Raw genomic sequence first — 21,932 nt, 5'->3', positions numbered from 1 at the left:
AAAGAATAAAAGATGAATCAGGTTCCTCGTTCGACCCGCCTGCACATCGCTCTCTTCGGAAGGCGGAACAGTGGAAAATCCAGTCTTATCAATGCTTTGACCGGACAGGACATTGCACTTGTGTCGGCCGTACCGGGTACTACGACCGACCCTGTGGCAAAGGCCATGGAAGTACATCCTCTCGGCGCATGCCTGTTCATTGACACTCCCGGTTTCGACGACAATGAAAATGAACTGGGAAATATGCGCGTGAAGCGAACCTTGAAAGTGGTGGAGAAAGCAGATATCGCCCTGCTGCTTTGCGAAGACGGCGGAGCGGAGGAGAAGCAGTGGGTGGAGTGCCTGCAGGCGCATCACATTCCGACAGTGCTTATTCTGAACAAGTCCGACCTTCGTCCGGATGCCGGCGCACTGGCCTCTCAAATCGAGAATAATTGCGGCCAACGTCCTTTGATTGTCTGTGCCAAAGAGGGTATCGGTGTAACTGAAATCTATCAGGCTATCCTGAAGAAAATCCCGGAGGATTTTGGCGGAGAAAGTATCACGGGAGATTTGGTTCGAGAGGGAGATACGGTTCTTCTGGTGATGCCGCAGGATATACAAGCTCCTAAAGGCCGTCTTATCCTTCCGCAGGTGCAGACACTCCGTGAATTGTTGGACAAGAAATGTATGGTGACATGTTGCACCACGGACAAACTTGCAGGCACTTTGCGGACGCTTGCACATCCTCCGAAACTGATTATTACCGACTCACAGGTGCTTCCCATAGTCTGCCGGCAAAAGCCGGCGGAAAGCCGGCTGACCTCTTTCTCCGTACTTTTTGCCGCATATAAAGGCGATATCGACTGTTTTGTCGAAGGGGCGGCCGCCATTGATTGTTTGACGGAACAATCGCGTGTGTTGATAGCGGAAGCCTGTACGCATGCTCCGCTTACGGAAGACATAGGAAGGGTGAAACTCCCCCGCCTGTTGCGTCGGCATGTCGGTCCGAATCTACAGATTGATATTGTCTCAGGCGATGACTTTCCCGATTCCCTTTCCGGATATGATTTGATTATCCATTGCGGTGCCTGCATGTTTAACCGGAAGTATGTGCTCGGCCGCATTGCAAATGCCCGTTCGCAACAAGTTCCGATGACGAACTACGGAGTGGCAATCGCCTATTTGAGCGGAATGAAGATTAACGGAAAAGAAGTTGTGATTGGCGGTTAGTGATATGCGGAAGGCATGCTGTGCCGTGATTTCACACAATCGCTGACCACTTGTTGCTTAATCTGAATTAGATATAAGGTTCTGGATATGGGTTTCATCCGTACAAAAAAACTTTTCATCAGCGGATAAAACCTGCCTCTGCCTTGTCTGAAACAGGATGAGATTAGGAAGGAAGTTATATCGCAGCGCTTGCGTTATACATCTTGCGCCTTGCGATGTATATCTTAGCGCTTGCGATATATAACGCAAGCGCTAAGATAGAGTTTTCTCCCATTGGCGGTAAATGTTTTCAGGCAGGTCTCATCATCTTTCGGACGGCATCTCGTCTGCTTCTTTTCTTAATCTCGAACCCGGATTGCTTGCCACTAACCGCTAATCCCCCTTTTCATCCTCTTCTTCCAATATTTTCTTCACGTCTATCGGTTGCAACCTTCCGTAAACTTTATCTCCTACCATTACTACGGGGGCTAATCCGCAGGCCCCCACGCATCGGAGGCAGTCGAGGGAATATTTCCCGTCAGGGGTTGTTTCGCCCACATCGATGCCCAATACGCGTTTGAACTCTTCGAGCAGTTTTTCCGAGCCTCGTACATAACATGCTGTTCCCATACATACCGAAATGGGATGCTTGCCTTTGGGCTGCATGGTGAAAAACGTGTAAAAAGTCACGACCCCATACACGCGGGATACCGGAATATTCAGTTTGGAGGCGATGATGCGTTGCATCTCTTCGGGCAGATATCCATGCAAGTGTTGGGCCTCGTGCAATATGTTGATAAGTTCGCCCGGCCGATTGCCATGCTTGTCGCAAATGGCACGTACTTGTTCGGCAACGTCGCAGGCCAGTTTCATCTCTGACATAGCTCTTCTTTTTAGCGGTTTAATCAATGGATTTGTTGAAATAACGTGTATGCAGCAGATGTTCTGCCGTTTCACTCAGAGGCTTGCCCAGATACTCTTCATACAATGTCTTGATGTATGGGTTTTCGTGCGATTTGCGCAACGGCTTGGCGGCATCCTCACGATAGAGAGCATCGGCACGTGCATAAAGCACATCCGAATGGCCGTGGTGCAACGGTTGTCCGCCACCGCCTATGCAACCGCCGGGGCATGCCATGATTTCAATGGCATGATACTCGTTCCGACCGTTGCGGATATCCTCCAGCAGCCGGCGCGCGTTTCCCAACCCGTGGGCAATGCCCACTTTCAGTTCAAAGCCGTTCAGATCAATGGTTGCCCGCCGCACACCTGCCAATCCGCGTACTTGCTCGAAGTTCACGTTCTCCAATGTGTTTCCGGTGTAGATTTCGCAGACCGAGCGCAAGGCGGCTTCCATCACGCCTCCGGTGGTTCCGAAGATGACACCGGCACCCGTCGATGCTCCCATAGGCAGATCGAACTCTTTATCGGTCAGCAGTGTGAATCCTATGTTGGCACGTTTGATGAGACGGGCCAGTTCGCGGGTTGAAATGGAGTAGTCTACGTCGGGATTACCGTTCGTCTTGAACTCCTCCCGGTCGCATTCGTATTTTTTGGCCAGACAGGGCATGATGGATACCACCACCAGTTTTTCGCGCGGAATGCCCATCTTCTCCGCCCAGTATGTTTTGGCGATGGAGCCGAACATTTGCTGTGGCGAACGTGCTGTGGAGGGGATATCGAGCAGATCGGGGAAATGATGCTCGAAGAAGTTGACCCATGCCGGGCAGCAGGAGGTGAGAATGGGCAGGCGTACAGACTTGTCGCCGTTCAGATAAGCAGTCAGTCGTTTCAGAATTTCGGCCCCTTCTTCCATGATGGTGAGGTCGGCTGCAAAATCTGTGTCGAACACATAGTCGAATCCCAGTTCGCGCAAGGCATATACCATTTTCCCCGTCACCAGTGTGCCGGGAGGCAACCCGAATTCTTCGCCCAAAGCGGCACGTACGGCAGGGGCTGTTTGCACGATGACCACTTTGTCGGGGTTCTCCAAATCTTCGAGCAGACGGTTGGTGTGGTCGCGTTCGGTCAGTGCTCCTACGGGGCAGACGGCAACGCATTGTCCGCAATAGGTACATTCGCTGTCCGTCATCATCTTGTCGAAGGCCGGAGCAATGGTCGTGTTGAATCCGCGGCGGATGGCACCCAATGCGCCCACGGTCTGCACTTCGTTGCATACACTTTCGCAACGACGGCAGAAGATACATTTATCCATATTTCGCACGATGGATGAAGTTACTTCACGTTTGCGGGGAGAGAGTTCGCCTCCGTTGAACGGCATGGCACGAATATTGAAGCGCAGTGCCAATGTCTGCAATTCGCAATCACCGCATTTGGGGCAGGTGAGGCAATCATTGGGATGGTCGGACAATATCAGCTCGGCCACCACTTTACGGGCATTCATTACACGCAACGTGCTGGTGCGCACCACCATTCCTTCCGTGCAACGCGTGGCACAGGCAGGAGCAAGGTTGCGTCGTCCTTCTACTTCCACCACACAGATGCGGCACGATGCCGGATTATTCTTGATGCAAGTACCCTTCAGGTCGATGTGGCAAAGGGTAGGGATGTCGATGCCTATTTTCCGTGCCGCTTCCAGAATGGTGGTTCCTTGAGGCACGGTGATATAGTGGCGGTCTATTTGCAAGGTTATTTGTTTCTCTTCCATGACAGTTAGGTTTTTAGCATACGGATATTGCTTTGAATTTGCAGCGAGCCATGCACATGCCGCATTTGATACATTTGTCCGGATTGATGACATGCGGTTTGCGCACATCTCCCAAGATAGCATCTGCCGGGCAATGTTTGAAGCAGAGGTGGCACCCGATACATAATTCCGGATTGATGGTGTAGGTGAGCAGCGACTTACATTGCCGTGCCCGGCACACTCTGTCCCTTACGTGTTCCAGATATTCATCGTAGAAGTTGTTGAGCGTGGAGAGCACCGGATTGGGTGAGGTCTGTCCTAATCCGCAGAGGGTGGTATCCTTTATCACCTGCCCCAGTGTGGAGAGTTTTTTCAAGTCCTTTTCCGTTCCGCAACCTTGGGTTATCTTGTTCAGAATCTCAAGCAACCGCTTGTTGCCGATGCGGCATGGAGTACATTTCCCACAAGACTCTTCTACGGTGAATTCGAGGTAGAAACGGGCTACTGACACCATGCAGTCGTCTTCATCCATCACAATCATGCCGCCCGAACCCATCATGGAGCCTTCTGCAAGCAGGTTGTCGAAGTCTATCGGGGTGTCCAGATGCTTCTCTGTCAGGCAGCCTCCGGAGGGGCCGCCTGTTTGCACGGCTTTGAACTTCTTGCCCCCCTTTATGCCGCCGCCGATTTCGTAGATGACTTCGCGAAGTGTCGTACCCATAGGAACTTCTATCAACCCTACGTTATTGATTTTTCCGGCAAGGGCGAAAACTTTGGTTCCTTTAGAATGTTCCGTTCCGATGGACGAAAACCATTCGGCTCCTTTTGTAAGTATAATCGGTATGTTGGCAAGTGTCTCCACATTGTTCACGTTGGTGGGCTTTCCCAAGTATCCGGTTTCTGCCGGGAAGGGTGGTTTCAGGGTAGGTTCGCCGCGTTTTCCTTCCATGGAGTGAATGAGCGCCGTCTCTTCGCCACAGACAAACGCTCCTGCGCCGTAACGGATTTCGATGTCGAAACAGAAGTCTGTACCGAAAATGTTGTTGCCCAATAGCCCGTATTCGCGAGCTTGCGCAATGGCTGTCTTCAAGCGTTGGATGGCAAGCGGGTATTCGGCACGGATGTAAACCAATCCTTTCGACGAACCTATGGAGTAGCCGCAGATGGCCATGGCCTCTACAATAGAGTGCGGGTCGCCTTCCATGATGGAGCGGTCCATGAATGCGCCGGGGTCGCCTTCATCGGCATTGCACACCACATATTTTATATCCGCTTGCTGATGGGCGGCAAATTCCCATTTCTTTCCGGTGGGGAAACCGCCTCCGCCGCGTCCGCGCAGTCCGGAACACTTTATTACTTCTATCACTTCTTCTGGTTTCTTGGTAAGCAAACTCTCTGCCAATGCTCTGTAACCATTCAGGGCGATGTATTCTTCTATGTTTTCAGGGTCGATGAAGCCACAGTTGCGTAAAGCTATGCGCATTTGCTTCCGATAGAAGTCCATGTGCTTGGAGTCGCTGACAGCCTTTTCCGTCTTAGGGTCTACGTAGAGCAGCCGTTCTACTTTTTGCCCGCCGATGATATGCTTGCCGATGATTTCATCGGCATCTTCCGGAGCGACTTGTGTATAGAACGTATTGTCGGGGATAATCTTGACAATAGGCCCTTTCTCGCAAAAGCCAAAGCAGCCGGTTGTAATCACGTCTACCTTGTCGGTAATTTTGTTTTTTTCGAGTGCCTGCCGCAGTCTCTCGGCAATGACATGGCTGGCAGAGGCTTTGCACCCTGTACCGCCACAAATCAGGATTTGCAGATGCTTTGTGCCCGATGCCAGTCCGCAGCATTGTTCCGTTCGCAACTCATTGCTTTGCTTGCGTAGCCGAAGCGCATTTTCCGCCCTCTTCCTGATAGCTTCCAGATCATGATTAGTCAGTATTTTCATTACGTAATGGATTAGGTCGGAAACAAAGATATGAAAATATTTAAAAATAGCAGAAATAAAGAGAAAAAAGGAAGAGCGCTTACATTGATATGTAATTATGCTTCTTTAGTCTGTTAATAATTAATAATAGATGGTACTATGTAATACATGGTATTGATGCAATGCATATATTTGTACCAAACAAAGAAGGTTGGTATAATGACAGTTTATCGAGAAAACAACCTGAAGAAGATAAAACAATGAGGAATATAGAATAATAAATAGTCAAATAATAAATGTCATCATGGATGTAAACAATGTAAAGTCGCAAATGCGCAAGGGCATGCTTGAATATTGTATCATGTTGCTGCTTCACAAGGAACCGGCTTACGCTTCGGACATCATTCAGAAGCTGAAAGAAGCCAGATTGATAGTAGTGGAAGGAACGCTTTATCCGTTGCTCACCCGTCTGAAGAACGACGATCTTTTGAGTTATGAGTGGATTGAATCTACGCAAGGTCCTCCTCGCAAGTATTACCGGTTGACGGCGGAGGGTGAAGTCTTTCTCGGCGAATTGGAAGTATCTTGGAAAGAACTCAATGATACAGTCAACCACATCAGTAACTCCTGAGGTCGCAAATGCTAAGACTGATATAAAAGATGTGAGTTTGTGTTAATAATATTTGACAAGAAAAACGTCCCAAATCATTCTGAAAATCAGCACGGCGATTTTTACTAAAAACTCACCGGATTTTTAGTAAAAATTCGCTGGAAAATTAGTAAAAATCCGGAGAGTTTTTAGTAAGCATAAAATTGAGGTTTTTCATGAAGTATTTTATATATACAAATGGCCCTTGTGTGGAGGAGTGAACCTGAATTGGCGTATAAATAAAATAGTAAATAGTTAAACAATAAATAGAATTAGGTTTTATGAAAAAGACATTAACAGTAAATTTGGGTGGAACCGTTTTCAACATAGACGATGATGCATACCGCCTTTTGGATAATTATCTGAGTAATCTCAAGATGCACTTTAGCAAAGAAGCAGGTGCCGATGAAATTGTAGATGATATTGAACGTCGCATTTCCGAGCTTTTTGCAGAGAAACTGTCAACCGGTTTGCAAGTAATTACGATTGCCGATGTGGAAGAAGTGATTGCCCGTATGGGGAAACCGGAAGATATGGATACCGAGAAAGAAAACAGCAGTTTCGATTCGGGTGCTGCGAATGCCGGCAAGAGCTATGGTTCCGGTGCTTGGAGCGGCGATGCGGCATACGGTGCTGCTCGTCGTCGTCTTTACCGAAATCCGGACGATAAAATGCTGGGAGGTGTTGTCGGTGGATTGGCAGCCTATTTGGGATGGGATGTAACTTTGCTTCGCCTGTTGCTGCTTGTCGTTCTGGTGTGTGGGGTAGGGACGTTGATTCCGGTTTATATCGTATGTTGGCTGCTTATACCCGAAGCCCATACGGCAGCTGAGAAACTGAACATGCGTGGCGAAGCCGTGACGGTAGAGAATATAGGTAAGACTGTGACGGACGGTTTCGAAAAGATGGCTAATGGTGTGAACGATTATATGAAGTCGGACAATCCCCGTACTCTATTTCAAAAGATCGGTGATGCATTGGTAATGGTTGCAGGTTGGTTTTTGAAGATTTGTCTGGTTATTTTTGCTATCATTTGCAGTCCGATATTGTTTGTATTCGGAGTGCTGTTTGTGACACTGTTGTTTGCCGCAGTCATGGTGGCCATAGGTGGTGGTGCCGCTCTGATTGCTCTCTTTCCGATGGCCGATGTGGTATTACCCGATTCTCCGTTAGTGGCTATTGTGATGTACATTGCCGGAATTTTGGTGGTGGGTATTCCTTTGATCAGCCTTGTGTGGGGTATTTTCAGCCAGATGTTCAAGTGGCAACCTATGAATACAGGTCTGAAGTGGACGCTGGTCATTCTATGGATTGTGAGTGCGGCCTGTTTCGGCATCTGTTATCTGATGCAAGGGAGCACTTTCCCTGAAATCGGTTTGTTGCACAACATATAAACTGATGCAGGTTCGAGATAAAGAACCCTGAACTGACATCCAATGAACGGAGGCGCATAAGCTACCATTACTGATGGTAGTCTATGCGCCTCCGTTCATTCATTATGAAACGATATCAGCTGTAAGCATTCAGTCTTTATTTCTTTGCCCTTATCACCCGGATTCCGGTCCACTTGTCATTTTCTTTCAGCAATTGTGACAAGGTGACTTTAGATACTACCACTTTTTTCTCGGTAGAAGAGGCATGCAGCAGAGTAAGTTTTCCGTCGGCATAGAAAGCAATGCCCATGTGGACTACATCCAATCCCGGAATATTCGTTGTGATGGCAATGATATCGCCGTCTTTAATCCAAGGCAATCCTTCAGCCGGAAGTTTCTGTTTAGGCAGGTAATGGATGATTTTGCCTGACAATGCGCGCTCCGTTTCTTTTATTTTAGCTACATTTTCTGCCGAATTGGCCAGATGCATGTATTGCTGGGGGCGGGATGACATATAGAAAATGGATAGTTTCTCGGTATCGGAACTCATCTTCGCCGTGATATCTTCGAGGAATCCTTTGCGTATCCCGTTGTCTACCCAGTCTGTATTGTAGTGCAGTCTGGAGGCATATCCGTCAATCTTGCCGTTGCGATAACGGATATTTTGCAACTTCTCGCCGAATGCCGTTTCAGATACGTCTCCATCTTCCATTTTCGGAGTTAGGGTTTCAGCCAGCACATATTCCACGAAAGTGGTGCAATCTACTTCATCACAATTGATGATAAGTTCTTCCGGACCTTCCGCTTCGAGTGTGTGAGCCACATAAGGAATATCCAGATACTTTATTCCGTTACTCAACATCTCTTTCCCTACTTGTGCAGAAGCCGAGGTCAGCACGCCTGTGGCACAAAGGATGCAGAACATAAGTTTACTCATTGTTTTCATACTCTTAAGTCTTTTGATTAGTTATTCTTTTTGTTTTATTGAAAGCCATTGCGTTTGGTGACGAATGGCCAACTCTTTTTCCCTCCTTTTGCAAAAAGGTGAAAAAGGATGCAGCAAATGTACTACATCCTTTTTATAAATGCCTCATCAGGAGGGAGTAAAATTCAAAAGACCTCTTAATATTGCAGGATTAATGATTTATAATCCTCTTTTTTGTCGAACGGAACAATCGAGAAACCATATTCGATAGCGTTGGCTCTGCCCGGACGAATCAAGTAAGCCTCGTGAGGTATCGCTCCCCAGCTATCATCTCCTCCAAGCCCCATCATGCGGTAGTCGATGAATAAGTCCACCATCTCTTTGGGCAGCGGGTCGGTGAGATGACGATGGTTGCTCTTCGCTGTACGCGGAGCACCATTGTCGATGGAGTCGCCACTATCCAAACTCTCCAGCGGATAGTTGGAAGCATTCATCTCGAAAGTGCTGTCGGCAATGAACAGCAAGCCCCGGTAAGCTTTGTCAGTGAGTGCACACCAATAAATGTCCGTCCGGTGATTGTTCTCTTGCGGACGTATATAGGGTTCGTACATCGTTTTCAGCGGAGTAGTATATTCTCCGATGAACTGTGAGGTTCGACGGTCGCGATAATTCTCTTTCGGTCCCCGGCCATAATAAGTCAAGTTTTTGAAAGAGTTCTGCAGCTGCATCCGCAAGCCTACACGCGGAATCATTGGCGCTTTCTCATTCTCAGTCACGAAACGATTGTCCACTTTGATTATTCCGTTGGCATATATCCGGTAGGTAATGTTCCAGCGAGCATCTGTCTGCGCAAAACGATAAGTCACCTTTACTGTGGTAGAGTCGTTGCCCTGCAATACGCGGAAGCTTTCGGCTTTCGGTTCCTGATAGCTTGCATCTTTCCATGCTTTGAGGCGGAGGGGTAATTGTGCTCCATAATCATTATCTGTCGGGGCACGCCAGAAGAAAGGTCGGGGACCTTGACCATCCAGGATATACTCGTGCTTTTTATATAAGTAAGATGTGAGCAGACCGCTTGTTTTATCGAAAGTCGCCTTGAAATCGATACCCGAGAATTCTATTTTGCCACTTTCGTCTTTGGATGCTGCAAGTTTCTTCAGCTGCGCTTCTTTCTTGAAGAAAGTATGGATATAAGTCTGTTCGCGTGCAATGACTGTACCAACCGGCAGGAAAGGTTCGGCTGTCTTTATGGCTGCATAGAATTCTATGCGTACGTCCCCCGTAGTCTTTTTTTCCTTAGGAATGCCATTCAGGAATCCGGAAGTTACAGCCTTGCCCGGTGCAGCTTTGATGTTCTCTATCTTGCCACGATAAATTTCCTTTCCGGCATCGCGAATGATGTAATAAAAATCATATTTATCCAGATTGGTAAAGGAAAAATCATTGCGGATTTTCACGGTGCAGGTCTGCTTATCGAAATCCATGAATTTGATGTTCTGATAAACTTTTCCCATCTCCTCCGTTTGTGGCTTGATGCTGCGATCGGGATACACCACTCCGTTGATACAGAAATTTCCGTCGGAAGGCGTACCGTATTCTCCATAGTCTCCTCCATATTTCCAGTATTTACGTCCGTCTGTGGTCTTAGCAGCCAATCCCTGATCTACCCAGTCCCAAATACATCCCCCTTGCAGGATGGGATATTTCTCTATGATGTCCCAATAATCTTGGAAGTTGCCGAGACTGTTACCCATGGCGTGAGCATATTCGCAAAGAATAAGGGGGCGTGTCATGTCCTTGTTCAGGGCATACTCCTCCAAAGCTGCGGGCGAAGCATACATAGGGCAATAGATATCCGTGTTCCACTCCATCAGCGCACGTTCATACTGAATAGGACGGCTGTCGAGCGATTTCAAAGTATTGTAGGTAACGTAGAAATTCAATCCATTTCCGGCTTCGTTTCCTAATGACCAGATGATGACTGACGGATGATTCTTGTCTCGTTCGTACATGTTCAGTGTACGATCGATGTGCGCATTCATGAAGAGTGAGTTATTTCCCAGAGTTCCTCCAAGACGAAGGTCGTAACCCATGCCGTGACTTTCAATGTTGGCTTCGTCGATTACGTACATGCCATATTCGTCGCAAAGCTCGTAGAAGCGCTCTTGTTGTGGATAGTGGCAGGTACGTATGGTATTGATGTTATATCTCTTCCAAAGCTCAAAGTCCTTTTTCATCAAATCCTCCGTGACATAATGTCCTGTATACTCGTTGTGCTCATGATAGTTCACTCCTTTCACGAGAATGGGCTGCCCGTTTATCAACAGTTGCTTGTTTTTTATTTCCACGGTGCGGAATCCCACTTTGCAGCTGGTGGCTTCAATCACGTCACCGTTCGGACGCTTCAGGCTGATGATGAAAGTGTATAGATTGGGAGTCTCGGCAGTCCATTGCAAAGGCTCTTTAATACTCTTTGTGGCAAACTCCACTTCGGTTTGTCCGATGCCCGTCTGTATGGAAGACTGTGCTACCTGTTGGTCTTTGTTGTCCAGCAACCGGTAGGATACGATCAAAGGAGAGTTTTGTCCGCTTTCGTTGGTAAACTGTGCCTTAACCTTCAGGACTCCATTTTTATAGTGTTCGTCCAAAGGAGTTTCCACTTTGAAGTTCGTAAGATGAACTTGAGGCTGGGCATAGAGATAGATGTCTCGCTCTATACCACTGATGCGCCAAAAATCCTGACATTCCAAGTAATTGGCATCGGAAAAACGATGTACTTGTATGGCTATGGTGTTTTTTCCCTTTTTAACAATGGTGCTGACATTGAAGCGTGCCGGTGTCTTGGCGTCTTTGCTCATGCCTACGAACTTGCCGTTGAGGTAATAGAAAGCGGCTCCACGTACGCCATCGGCACTCAGGAAAATGGATTTGTTCTCCCAATCGTTCGGCAGCGTGAATTCACGACGATAAGTTCCGGTAGGATTCCATTCCTTGGGGACATAAGGAGGATTGGGTTTATCCCAATAAGGAGCATAGCCTGCCGAGCAAAACTCATAAGGCAGGTTCACATAAATGGGAGTGCCGAAACCTTGCAGTTCCCAGTTACCGGGAACATTGATCTCGGGCCAGCGACCTACATCTGCCCGTTCTGCCATAAAATCCGTAGGACGGTCAGTAAAGTTCTCCACATAGTTGAATTTCCATTTTCCGTTAAGAGATAAACGGAATGTACCGTTCTTACGGTCATTGATGACAGCATCGGCTTCTGTAATGTAAGAAGTGAATGTGCTTCGTGCAGGCTCTCTGTTGATGCTTGTCAGATTAGGATTGGTTATGTCGTCGTAGCGATTGCTGCTCTGTGCTGATAAGGCAAGCGGAATTACTGCGAGGAAACCAAATAGTAAATGATGCATTCTCATAGAAATAATGTTGTTAAGTTAATGGAAAAACTATTATTTGGTTTTCATGGAAGATTTTATAAAGTAGCATATCAGGATGGCGTATGCGCCCAATGCCAGCACTTCCGACCATGTGTTCTGCACCCATGCCTCATTCACCAGATTGATTCCTCCGAAGCGCATGGCTGCACTTACCACGCCCATCAGAGCACCGCCTGCAATGAAGCCGGAGGCAAGCAATGTTCCTTTTTCTCCACGTTCAGCATTGAGAGCAGTGTCTTTGCTGCGACCGGTCACGTACCAGTTGACAGCACCGCCCACAACAAGCGGAACGTTTAGTTCCAGAGGGATGAACATGCCTAATGCAAAGGCCAGTGCCGGAATCTTGAAGAAGTTCAAAATAACGGCAAGTACGGCTCCGATGGCGTAGAGTAGCCATGGAGCGCCCACACCGTTCATCAACGGTTCGATAACGGCAGCCATGGCGTTAGCTTGAGGAGCAGCCAACTGTCCGCTGGTAAAGCCGTATGTCTTGTTCAGAATAATCATCACACCGCCTACGGTAGCAGCTGAAACAAGAGTACCGAGGAATTTCCATGTCTCCTGCTTGGCAGGTGTGCTGCCCAGCCAGTAACCAATCTTCAGGTCGGTGATGAAACCTCCCGCCATAGACAGGGCCGTACAGACAACACCGCCCATTACAAGGGCTGCCACCATTCCTTCAGGTCCTTTCAGTCCGACGGAAACCATTACTACCGATGCCAGAATAAGTGTCATCAGCGTCATGCCGGAAACGGGGTTAGTACCCACAATGGCAATGGCGTTGGCTGCCACGGTGGTGAACAGGAATGCAATGCCTGCCACAAGCAGGATGGCAACGACGGTATGTGTCAGATTGCCTTGCATCACGTCGAAATAAAAGAACAGAACAACCAGCAGCAAGGTGATGATGGAGCCGATGGCAATAATCTTCATGGAAATATCTCGCTGCGTGCGTTTTACTCCGGCCTCCGCATCTGCTTTTCCGCCCATTTCCTTTGCGGCCAACCCTACGGCACTCTTGATGATGCCCCACGACTTGATGATGCCGATGATACCCGCCATGGCAATGCCGCCGATGCCGATGCTCTTGGCGTAATACTTGAATATCTCTTCGGGAGACATTGAAGCTACGGTAGTCGTGATTTCAGGATTCCATTGGTTCAGCACTGAGTCTCCCCAAAGCAGAGACATACCAGGGATGATGATCCACCAGACAGCCAGCGAACCGGCGCAGATGATGGAAGCATATTTCAGTCCGACGATGTAACCCAGACCCAGTACGGCAGCACCAGTATTGACTTTGAATACCAGCTTGGCTTTTTCGGCCATCATTTCGCCGAAACCGCATACGCGGGTGGTGAAATTCTCGTTCCACCAACCGAAAGTGGCCACTACGAAGTCGTACAAGCCTCCGATGATACCTGCCATCAACAATGGCTTGGCCTGGTTGCCGCCTTTTTCGCCGGATACAAGTACCTGTGTGGTGGCCGTGGCCTCCGGAAAAGGATATTTGCCGTGCATGTCGCTAACGAAATACTTACGGAACGGAATGAGAAAAAGTATGCCCAGTATACCTCCCAGCAAAGAACTGACGAATACTTGAGCAAAAGTCACTGTAATCTCTTGGGGATATGTCTCTTGGAGAATATAAAGTGCCGGAAGGGTGAAGATGGCTCCTGCTACGATGACACCCGAACTTGCACCGATAGACTGTATGATCACATTCTCGCCCAAAGCATTCTTGCGCTTGGCCGCGCCTGATACGCCTACGGCGATAATGGCAATGGGGATGGCTGCTTCAAATACTTGTCCCACTTTTAATCCCAGATAAGCGGCTGCGGCCGAGAAGAGGACTGCCATCAGGATGCCCCACGTCACCGACCATACATTGACTTCTGCATACTTCTTTTCGGGACTCATCAACGGATTGTACACTTCTCCCGGCTTCAATTCACGGAACGCATTTTCCGGCAATCCGGTAATCGGTTCTTCTTGTTCTTGTTTCATAGGTTTTGTAGTTTGATGTTTTTCTTTTAAGCCTCCAAAGAAAGCAAAAAAAAAGGAGATTTAAAAAAATCTCCTTCATTCAATGTCGCAAAGTGTATTATTTCTCATTCTTTCGCGGTCATGTCTCCTTCAATAAACAGTCGCATGATTTCAGTTTTGGCATTGGTGCGCAAAGTGATGGACTTTTTGAAGTGTCCGGGGAATCTTCCGGCTCCGTTGTACGTCACTTTTACAGTTCCTGTTTTTCCGGGCAATATCGGTTCTTGCGAATATTCGGGAACCGTGCATCCGCAGGAAGCTACTGCTTGATGGATGACCAATGGTGCATCACCTATGTTGGTGAATTTAAAAGTATAGTTTACCACCGGGTTGTTTTCGGAGAATGTACCGAAATTATGTTCAGTCTTCTCAAATTTGATGTCTGCCTGACCTTGTGCATGAGCATGGCCGATACTCATCACTAACAACATTATATAAAAAGCGATTTTCTTCATATTCTTATTCCTTTTAATGATTATACGCGGCAAAGGTAAACCTTTTTCTCGAAAAATGTTTTTTATTATTGCGAAAATGTATTAATAGCTTGTTCCTTATCGGTGTTTTCCGATCGACGGACAATGAGCATGGAGAAGTAGGGGAACGGACGAGAAAGAATCTGGTCGGGGCATTTGAGATACACATCGTCAGCAGTGCCCACGTTTTCGAAATAGTGATAATCGTATTCCGGATACAGCCTGATGAGTTCGTGCATGTTTTGCGCGCACTTGGAGAGTTTCATGATGACGACGGCGCCTTCTCGTTCTATGCAGCGGGTCACTTCACCGGCTGTGGCTGTGCCGGGAAGTACGGTCAGCGTTTCAGTTCTGCTCACGAGGTGGATTCCTGCCCGTGCTCCGGCTGCAATAAATGCAGGCACGCCGGCAATATGCTCTACCGGGATGCCTCTTTTTCGCAGTCGCTCGTACACGTAATGTATAGAAGCGTAGAAGCCCGCATCGCCTTCGGCGGCTACGCATATTTTCTTTCCATCGGCATGCTGTTTCAGTATTTCCGCATAAAGACTGTCGTAAGCCGATAAGGCTTTGTCACGCTGCCTGCTCATCGGAATGTCAAAGCGGATGATACACTTTGCCTCGATTTCCAGTCGGTGAAGGATGGCGGCCGCACGCGAGCTGGCCGGGGATGTTGCGGAGTTTTTATTCATTGTCTCCGGACAGAAGATGCTGTCGGCGGCTTGCAAGGCTTTCAGCCCTTTTACGGTAATCAGTTCCGGATCGCCGGGGCCGAGAGATACGAATAGAACAGGATACATTTTGTCTTGATGGATTGAAAATTAAATGAAACGAAATCTTAAAAACGGCTACAAAAGTGGTGAAATAATTCATAGAAAACAAAATGTGGCATGGTTATCATGAACAAAATATGCTAACTTGCTGTTTGATGGGGAAATAAAAAAGATGTATCACTAAAAGTAAAAGAAAGATGAAAGAAAAATTGCAAAATTTGTTTGTAACTGCGTTGACTTGGGCTGCTTCGGCACAAAAAACAGGTATCAACTTGATTCGTGTGGCCATTTTGGTCATCTTTGTGTGGATTGGCGGACTGAAATTCTGGAATTATGAGGCGGAAGGTATTGTGCCTTTCGTAGCCAACAGTCCCTTTATGAATTTCTTTTATACGCAGGATGCGCCGGAATACAAGGATTATAAATTGCGAGAAGGTGAGTTTGACGAAGTAAAATACCATTGGCATGTGGAAAACAACACTTACGGTTTTTCTTATGGCTTGGGTATTCTTATCATGACTATCGGCGTTTTAACTTTCTTGGGAATATTCTTTCCTAAAATAGGTTTGGTAGGAGCCATATTAGCCATTGTCATGACCATCGGCACGCTCTCTTTCCTGATTACGACCCCCGAAGTATGGGTGCCCGATTTGGGAAGCGGGGAGCACGGTTTTCCTTTGCTGACCGGGGCAGGGCGTCTGGTCATTAAAGATACAGCCATACTTGCCGGCGCCATCGTTGCCTTGTCTGATAATGCAAAAAGCGTGTTGGGTAAGATGAAGCGGAACAGTTGATTTGTCCAGCTTCTCCATCGTAAAATTGATATGATGTCATTAGAGTTCGGAGAAAATCGATGATTTTTTCGGACGAAATAGTTATAAATCACATGGAGTTCTCCTATGAAGAAAATAACCCAAGACGATAATGCCCTTAAAAAGTTGCATTGAAAATGAGGGTTTTACACTTGTACAAGTGTTGCTTCTCACTTGTACAACCGTAAGCCTTCACTCATACAGGCGTATCCTCTCACTTGTACAAGTGTAACTTTATGCTTGTACAAGTGCTATTTCACATGCGTAAAAGCGCCTGCCCGCATCCTTTAGTTCTACGGAAAAATATTGATTCTTTCGTAAGATTTCCCGAAAAGATAATCATCTCTTTCTTTTGGCATAATCTTTATTGCTCTTATTGACAAAAACTCATTGCCGGATGCACGAAACAGGCACAGGTAGTAGGTTGTTTCCCATGTTGCTTATAGTGGGTTCAAGGTATCTCTTTACCCGTTTTTCCCGCATTCCATCGGGAATGGCTTTTGCTGGAGAAAGCCGAATATTAGTCGTTTTTATAAGGAAAGCTCTTGCGTATTTCCTCAAAAATGACGAATATTGTACTCGAATTTTATAAAGCTCTCATAATCATGATGCGAATATCGGCCATAGGCATTGCTTTTTGCAGTATTTTATGTATAACTTCCTGTGGATCAAAATCAAAACATGCTTCCGGACAAGATACCGCCGCGACAGATTATCTCGTTGCTGCGACAGACACGGCAGCTATTGTTACTCCCGTTTATGCAAAGGGATATGTGGTGAAACATCTTCCGGGAAATGTGCGTTTGGTCGATATACACGACCCTCAGAAAGAGAGCAGCAATACTTTTCACTATGCTTTGGTGCCCAAAGGGACGAAGCCTGCCGGCATTCCCCATGACTATACGGTCATCGAAACATCGGTGCGGCACGTCATCTGCATGACCTCGTTGCAACTCTCCAACTTCATCCGCCTGAATGCCTGCGATTGCGTGGCAGGCATCACCAGTACCCGGCATCTTTTCAACAAAGAGATGAACGAACGCCTGAAGACGGGCAAGACTGCTAAAATCGGCATCGAGGGGAATTTTGACAATGAGGTGATAATAAGCATGAATCCGGACGTTATCTTTATTTCTCCCTTCAAACGGGGAGGGTATGACGCCATGCGCGAAACCGGCATTCCGCTCGTTCCACATTTGGGATATAAGGAGATGACTCCGTTGGGACAAGCCGAATGGATTAAATTCATCGGCATGTTTATCGGGAGGGAGGCGGAAGCGAACGAGGTGTTCGCCGCGATAGAGAAACGATATACCGAATTGAAACAACTGGCTGCCGGCGTGAAGAAACGCCCGGTGGTGTTCAGCGGAGAGATAAGGGGAGGAAACTGGTATGCCGTGGGAGGGAAGAGCTTCCTTGCAGAGTTGTTTCGTGATGCCGGTGCGGACTATTTCCTGAAAGACGACCCCCGTTCGGGCGGTGTGACATTGGACTTTGAAACGGTGTACAGCCAAGCGGAAAGTGCCGACTTCTGGCGCATAGTGAACAGCTACGACGGTAAGTTCTCTTACGATGCCTTGAAGTCGCTCGATCCGCGCTATGCCGATTTCCGGGCCTTCCGCGAAAAAAAAGTCGTCTACTGCAACATGAGCGATAAACCTTTCTACGAGAGCATGCCCATGCAGCCCGAAGTGGTGCTCGAAGATTTGATACATGCTTTCCATCCCCATTTGCTGCCCGATTACAAACCTGCCTACTACGAACTGCTGAAAGAATGAAAAGACCTGTACTGCTGTCGATGCTGCTGATATTCGCGTCGATTCTCCTGTTTTTCCTGCTGAATCTGTTGTTGGGTTCCGTACACATCCCGTTCCGCTCGATATGGAGAATATTGTGTGGAAGCACGGACGAATCTGTGGTTTGGCAGAACATCATCTGGAAGTCGCGCGTGCCGCAGGCGCTGACGGCCTTGGTGGCAGGGGCGGGGCTCTCGGTCAGCGGGTTGCAGATGCAGACCGTGTTTCGCAATCCGTTGGCAGGGCCTTCGGTGCTGGGCATCAGTTCGGGAGCCAGCCTGGGAGTGGCTTGCGTGGTATTGTTGTCCGGTGCCATGGGCGGTGCGGCATTGAGCCGGTTGGGATATATGGGCGAGGTGGCATTGTCCGTTGCCGCCATTGTCGGTGCGCTGGCCGTCATGGCGCTCATCGTCTACGTATCCCGGAAAGTGAAGGGAAACGTCACGCTGTTGATTATCGGCGTGATGATAGGCTATGTGGCGAATGCCGTCATCGGTGTGCTGAAATATTTCAGCGTGGAGGAAGACATCCGTGCATACGTCATCTGGGGCTTGGGCAGCTTTGCCCGCGTCTCGGGCGACCAGATGATGCTGTTCGTATGTATCATGGCCGCATTGCTTCCGCTCTCTTTCCTGTTGATAAAGACGATGAACCTGCTGCTGCTGGGCGACGGCTACGCGCGCAATCTGGGACTGGACATCAAGCGGGCACGGTTGCTGGTCATCTCGTGTTCGGGTGTGCTGGTGGCCATTGTGACGGCCTATTGCGGCCCGATTATGTTCATCGGGCTGGCCGTGCCGCATCTGTGCCGTGCCATTTTCCACTCTTCGGACCACCGGATACTGATGCCTGCCAGCCTGCTGACGGGCGCCGCCTTGGCACTGGCATGCAATCTGATAGCCCGCATGCCCGGTTTCGAGGGAGCCTTGCCGGTAAACTCGGTCACGGCATTGGTGGGAGCGCCCGTAGTGGCTTCCGTGTTGTTCAGAAAGAGGAAAAGTGAAGAGAATGAATAGAATAAGTGGAAAAATGAGAATGAAGAACGAGACGATACATATAGAAAGACTTTCCATCGGCTATCCCGGCAAGGGAGATGTCAAGGTGGTGGCGGAGGGCATCTGCGCCGGAATCAACAGCGGAGAGCTGACCTGCCTGTTAGGTGCAAACGGGGTGGGGAAGTCTACCTTGCTGCGCACGCTGTCCGCCTTCCAGCCGAAGCTGGACGGGGAGATATTCATCCAAGGAAAAGAGATAGACACTTATACCGACAAGCAACTCTCGCGTGTCATCAGTGTGGTGCTGACGGAGAAATGCGACATACGCAATATGACTGTCACCGAGCTGATAGGCTTGGGGCGAAGCCCTTATACCGGTTTCTGGGGAACGCTCTCGAAAGAAGACAAGGCGGTGGTGGGCGACTCCGTCTCGCTGGTGGGCATTTCTCATCTGGCACACCGCATGGTGCACACCCTGAGCGACGGCGAGCGGCAGAAGGTGATGATAGCCAAAGCGCTTGCACAGCAGACGCCCGTCATCTACCTGGACGAACCGACGGCTTTCCTCGATTTCCCCAGCAAGGTGGAGATGATGCAACTGCTGCACCGGCTCAGCCGGCAGACTCATAAGACCATCTTCCTCTCCACGCACGACTTGGAGCTTGCCTTGCAGATTGCCGATAAAATCTGGCTGATGGACAAGGTGAACGGAGTGACTATCGGTACGCCGGAAGACCTCTCGCTGAACGGCAGCCTGAGCCATTTCTTCGCCCGCAAGGGCATCGTTTTCGATTTGGAGACGGGACTCTTCAGGGTGGACAACGAATACACCGATGAGATACGTCTGGCGGGGCACGGACAGAAGTACGCCATGGTGCGCAAGGCGCTGCAACGAAACGGTATCCTGGCAAACCGCAACGTGGAGTCGGCAACGTACATCGAAACCGGAGACTTGAAAGACGACGGCAGCTTTGTTTTGCACAGACCGGACAAGGAGCCGGCCACCGCACGTTCCATCGAAGAATTGCTTGAACTCGTGATACAGACTGTAGACATTAAATAGATATACTGATGAAAAGAATCGCATCCATCTTGTTTATTCTTATACTTTCGGCAGGAAGTGTATGTGCCGATAGTCCCGCCGACTCCATACGCCGGGAGATGAAACGCCTCGGGGGAAAAGAACTCTTGCAGGCGCACAGCGACCTTTGCCGCTTGGCGGCCATCCAAGACGATATGCAGTATGAGTTGCGCTGCATCCGCGAATATCTTGCGGAGGCCCTGAAACAAAAGGACGCGGAAGCCGAAGGGATGGCACGTGTCAGGCAGCTGTATTGCTACTACAACTACGACGAACCGGACAGCATCCTCTTCTACCTGCCGGAGTCGCTCAAGTCTCTGAAGAAAAACAAGACGTGGGACTATTACTACAATGCGTGGAGCGTCTTGGTGGAGAGGTATATTTACGAGGAAAAACTGCAGACCGCCTTGCTCGAGGCACGGAAGATGTATGCCGATGCGCACACTGCCAATAGCAACTACGGACTGGGCGTTTCCTCATACGATATGGGCAGCATCTACCAGACGATGGGACGCTTTCGCGAGGCCGAAAAATCCTTAACGGAAAGTATTGCCGCGCTGTCTAAGGAAGAAAACATCACGCAGCTGCTCTCCGCCTACAATGCCTTGGGCGAAACCCTCGACGGATTGGGCGAGTATGACAGACTGCGGGCAACAGCCGGGAAATGGAAATCCGTCATCGACAAATATCGGGAGGAGGCACTGCGCAAGGGCGATACCCCGCCGCTGAACGGGCGTTACCTCTACTGCACACTGGCTGCCGCCGTTGCCGAGATAGAGACGGCAAATTATTCAAAGGCCGACAAACTGCTGAAACAAGCAGAGATATACGCCGAGGGACGCAAGGCTGTCGCACGGTTCAAGCTCCTGCAAGTGAAGGCGCGCTACTATGCGGCGACAAGACAATATGACAAGGCGATAGCCTGCAACCGCAAGAACATGGAAATCATCGCTGCCTCGGGCGACTCCGTGAGCCTGCTCACCGTGCAGACCCAGCAGGCGGAATTTCTCCTGAAAGCCGGGCGATATAAAGAGGCGGCCGAACTCTACAAGGAGATACTTCCCCACAAGGACAAGCTGCGCACCACGGAACTTGCCAATCAGCTCGACGAACTGCATACCATCTTTGAGGTGGATAAGCTCACGCTGCGCAACGAAGTCATCACCACACGTTTTTACCTGTCCCTCGCCATCGGAGCGTTGTTGTTGCTTGCCGTCATTCTATACATTGTATATACGCGCAGGCTGCGCCGTAAGAACAGAGCTTTGTACGACTCCATTCTGCAATACCGGCGTGTGCAGGACGAAGTGGAGAGTTCGGCAAGAGCTATCCCCGAAGAACAACTCGACCGAGAAGGCAGGATTTATCGTCAATTGTGCGAATTGATGAGGACTGAGGAGGTTTTCAAGGATGCAGCCTTGAATCGCGACGTTTTGGCCGAACGACTCGGCACGAACTCCGTTTACCTTGCCGATGCCGTGCGCAAATATGCCGACGGCGCCACCGTCAACGAGTTTATCAATAGCTACCGCCTGCGCCGTGCAGCCTCCTTGCTGACCGGCAATCTCAATCTGAACATCAATGAGGTGGAATTCCAGTCGGGATTCAACTCCCGTGCCACCTTCAACCGATGCTTCCGGGCCTGTTACGGCATGTCGCCCTCCGAATACAAAGCCATCGCCAAAGAAAAAAAGGTAGAAAAGTAACAATTATATCTTCTTATATCTTCTTATATCTTCTTGTTTTGCAGCGTTTTCCATATATGATACACATTATTTTCAAATATGATACATCTCCTGTAAATTAGTTC

At 48.8% G+C, this 21,932-nt stretch carries 16 protein-coding genes; 8 read left to right on the top strand and 8 right to left on the bottom strand.

Annotation, left to right across the window (positions count from 1 at the left end; genetic code table 11):
• Positions 1 to 12: 12 nt before the first annotated feature.
• Positions 13 to 1,212, top strand: coding sequence for a [FeFe] hydrogenase H-cluster maturation GTPase HydF (gene hydF, locus EV202_RS06360; RefSeq protein ID WP_131926190.1), 1,200 nt, complete (start codon positions 13 to 15; stop codon positions 1,210 to 1,212).
• A gap of 372 nt (positions 1,213 to 1,584) precedes the next feature.
• Here the strand turns inward: hydF and nuoE are convergent, their stop codons facing one another.
• Genes nuoE through EV202_RS06345 form a run of 3 tightly spaced genes read right to left on the bottom strand, consistent with a single transcriptional unit; the run spans position 1,585 to position 5,780 of the window.
• Positions 1,585 to 2,073: an NADH-quinone oxidoreductase subunit NuoE gene (gene nuoE, locus EV202_RS06355; protein ID WP_131926188.1), complete on the bottom strand. Its 489-nt coding sequence runs from the start codon at positions 2,071 to 2,073 to the stop codon at positions 1,585 to 1,587.
• Positions 2,074 to 2,092: 19 nt separating this feature from the next.
• Entirely contained in the window at positions 2,093 to 3,859 is a 1,767-nt protein-coding gene (locus tag EV202_RS06350; RefSeq protein WP_131926186.1) for an NADH-dependent [FeFe] hydrogenase, group A6, read from the bottom strand.
• 13 nt (positions 3,860 to 3,872) lie between these two features.
• Positions 3,873 to 5,780, bottom strand: a complete 1,908-nt coding sequence (locus tag EV202_RS06345) for an NADH-quinone oxidoreductase subunit NuoF (RefSeq protein WP_131926184.1) — start codon at positions 5,778 to 5,780, stop codon at positions 3,873 to 3,875.
• A gap of 283 nt (positions 5,781 to 6,063) precedes the next feature.
• On the opposite strand from EV202_RS06345, the gene EV202_RS06340 reads away from it, so the two are divergent.
• Both EV202_RS06340 and EV202_RS06335 read left to right on the top strand, forming a co-directional pair.
• On the top strand, positions 6,064 to 6,390 hold the full coding sequence (locus tag EV202_RS06340) for a PadR family transcriptional regulator (protein ID WP_106068692.1): 327 nt from the start codon (positions 6,064 to 6,066) through the stop codon (positions 6,388 to 6,390).
• Positions 6,391 to 6,689: 299 nt separating this feature from the next.
• Positions 6,690 to 7,802, top strand: a complete 1,113-nt coding sequence (locus EV202_RS06335; RefSeq protein ID WP_131926182.1) for a PspC domain-containing protein — start codon at positions 6,690 to 6,692, stop codon at positions 7,800 to 7,802.
• A gap of 136 nt (positions 7,803 to 7,938) precedes the next feature.
• Here the strand turns inward: EV202_RS06335 and EV202_RS06330 are convergent, their stop codons facing one another.
• The 5 genes from EV202_RS06330 to EV202_RS06310 form a co-directional block, all read right to left on the bottom strand.
• Positions 7,939 to 8,727 carry an N-acetylmuramoyl-L-alanine amidase-like domain-containing protein gene (locus EV202_RS06330; protein ID WP_106068694.1) on the bottom strand — a complete coding sequence of 263 codons (789 nt, stop codon included), beginning with the start codon at positions 8,725 to 8,727 and terminating at the stop codon, positions 7,939 to 7,941.
• 176 nt (positions 8,728 to 8,903) lie between these two features.
• Entirely contained in the window at positions 8,904 to 12,125 is a 3,222-nt protein-coding gene (locus EV202_RS06325; RefSeq protein WP_131926180.1) for a glycoside hydrolase family 2 TIM barrel-domain containing protein, read from the bottom strand.
• A 33-nt stretch (positions 12,126 to 12,158) separates the two neighbouring features.
• On the bottom strand, positions 12,159 to 14,153 hold the full coding sequence (locus EV202_RS06320) for an OPT family oligopeptide transporter (protein ID WP_131926178.1): 1,995 nt from the start codon (positions 14,151 to 14,153) through the stop codon (positions 12,159 to 12,161).
• Positions 14,154 to 14,257: 104 nt separating this feature from the next.
• Positions 14,258 to 14,647, bottom strand: a complete 390-nt coding sequence (locus EV202_RS06315) for a DUF1573 domain-containing protein (RefSeq protein WP_106068697.1) — start codon at positions 14,645 to 14,647, stop codon at positions 14,258 to 14,260.
• Positions 14,648 to 14,712: 65 nt separating this feature from the next.
• A complete protein-coding gene (locus EV202_RS06310) occupies positions 14,713 to 15,465 on the bottom strand; it encodes a precorrin-2 C(20)-methyltransferase (protein WP_131926176.1) in 753 nt (250 codons plus the stop codon).
• Between the two features lie 170 nt (positions 15,466 to 15,635).
• Here EV202_RS06310 and EV202_RS06305 point away from each other — a divergent pair, with 170 nt between their 5' ends.
• From EV202_RS06305 to EV202_RS06285, 5 genes are all read left to right on the top strand, one after another.
• A complete protein-coding gene (locus tag EV202_RS06305) occupies positions 15,636 to 16,232 on the top strand; it encodes a DUF417 family protein (RefSeq protein WP_131926174.1) in 597 nt (198 codons plus the stop codon).
• Between the two features lie 623 nt (positions 16,233 to 16,855).
• Positions 16,856 to 18,028, top strand: a complete 1,173-nt coding sequence (locus tag EV202_RS06300; protein ID WP_131926172.1) for an ABC transporter substrate-binding protein — start codon at positions 16,856 to 16,858, stop codon at positions 18,026 to 18,028.
• Positions 18,025 to 19,062, top strand: a complete 1,038-nt coding sequence (locus tag EV202_RS06295; protein WP_106040312.1) for an iron ABC transporter permease — start codon at positions 18,025 to 18,027, stop codon at positions 19,060 to 19,062. Before EV202_RS06300 ends, EV202_RS06295 begins: the two co-directional genes overlap by 4 nt.
• A 19-nt stretch (positions 19,063 to 19,081) precedes the next feature.
• Positions 19,082 to 20,104 carry an ABC transporter ATP-binding protein gene (locus EV202_RS06290; protein ID WP_131926241.1) on the top strand — a complete coding sequence of 341 codons (1,023 nt, stop codon included), beginning with the start codon at positions 19,082 to 19,084 and terminating at the stop codon, positions 20,102 to 20,104.
• 8 nt (positions 20,105 to 20,112) lie between these two features.
• Positions 20,113 to 21,828: a helix-turn-helix domain-containing protein gene (locus EV202_RS06285; protein ID WP_131926170.1), complete on the top strand. Its 1,716-nt coding sequence runs from the start codon at positions 20,113 to 20,115 to the stop codon at positions 21,826 to 21,828.
• The last annotated feature ends 104 nt before the right edge of the window (positions 21,829 to 21,932 follow it).

The organism is Prevotella heparinolytica (assembly GCF_004342845.1).
Classification (GTDB): domain Bacteria; phylum Bacteroidota; class Bacteroidia; order Bacteroidales; family Bacteroidaceae; genus Bacteroides; species Bacteroides heparinolyticus.
Note: the sequence above shows the minus strand (reverse complement) of the source record. Positions and strands in the feature narration are given on the sequence as shown.

Coding starts and splice junctions, on each gene's coding strand:
- EV202_RS06305 (WP_131926174.1), top strand. CDS start 15,636: ATGAAAGAAAAATTGCAAAATTTGTTTGTAACTGCGTTGACTTGGGCT.
- nuoE (WP_131926188.1), bottom strand. CDS start 2,073: ATGTCAGAGATGAAACTGGCCTGCGACGTTGCCGAACAAGTACGTGCC.
- EV202_RS06325 (WP_131926180.1), bottom strand. CDS start 12,125: ATGAGAATGCATCATTTACTATTTGGTTTCCTCGCAGTAATTCCGCTT.
- EV202_RS06330 (WP_106068694.1), bottom strand. CDS start 8,727: ATGAAAACAATGAGTAAACTTATGTTCTGCATCCTTTGTGCCACAGGC.
- hydF (WP_131926190.1), top strand. CDS start 13: ATGAATCAGGTTCCTCGTTCGACCCGCCTGCACATCGCTCTCTTCGGA.
- EV202_RS06290 (WP_131926241.1), top strand. CDS start 19,082: ATGAAGAACGAGACGATACATATAGAAAGACTTTCCATCGGCTATCCC.
- EV202_RS06315 (WP_106068697.1), bottom strand. CDS start 14,647: ATGAAGAAAATCGCTTTTTATATAATGTTGTTAGTGATGAGTATCGGC.
- EV202_RS06345 (WP_131926184.1), bottom strand. CDS start 5,780: ATGAAAATACTGACTAATCATGATCTGGAAGCTATCAGGAAGAGGGCG.
- EV202_RS06335 (WP_131926182.1), top strand. CDS start 6,690: ATGAAAAAGACATTAACAGTAAATTTGGGTGGAACCGTTTTCAACATA.
- EV202_RS06350 (WP_131926186.1), bottom strand. CDS start 3,859: ATGGAAGAGAAACAAATAACCTTGCAAATAGACCGCCACTATATCACC.
- EV202_RS06295 (WP_106040312.1), top strand. CDS start 18,025: ATGAAAAGACCTGTACTGCTGTCGATGCTGCTGATATTCGCGTCGATT.
- EV202_RS06285 (WP_131926170.1), top strand. CDS start 20,113: ATGAAAAGAATCGCATCCATCTTGTTTATTCTTATACTTTCGGCAGGA.
- EV202_RS06320 (WP_131926178.1), bottom strand. CDS start 14,153: ATGAAACAAGAACAAGAAGAACCGATTACCGGATTGCCGGAAAATGCG.
- EV202_RS06310 (WP_131926176.1), bottom strand. CDS start 15,465: ATGTATCCTGTTCTATTCGTATCTCTCGGCCCCGGCGATCCGGAACTG.
- EV202_RS06340 (WP_106068692.1), top strand. CDS start 6,064: ATGGATGTAAACAATGTAAAGTCGCAAATGCGCAAGGGCATGCTTGAA.
- EV202_RS06300 (WP_131926172.1), top strand. CDS start 16,856: ATGATGCGAATATCGGCCATAGGCATTGCTTTTTGCAGTATTTTATGT.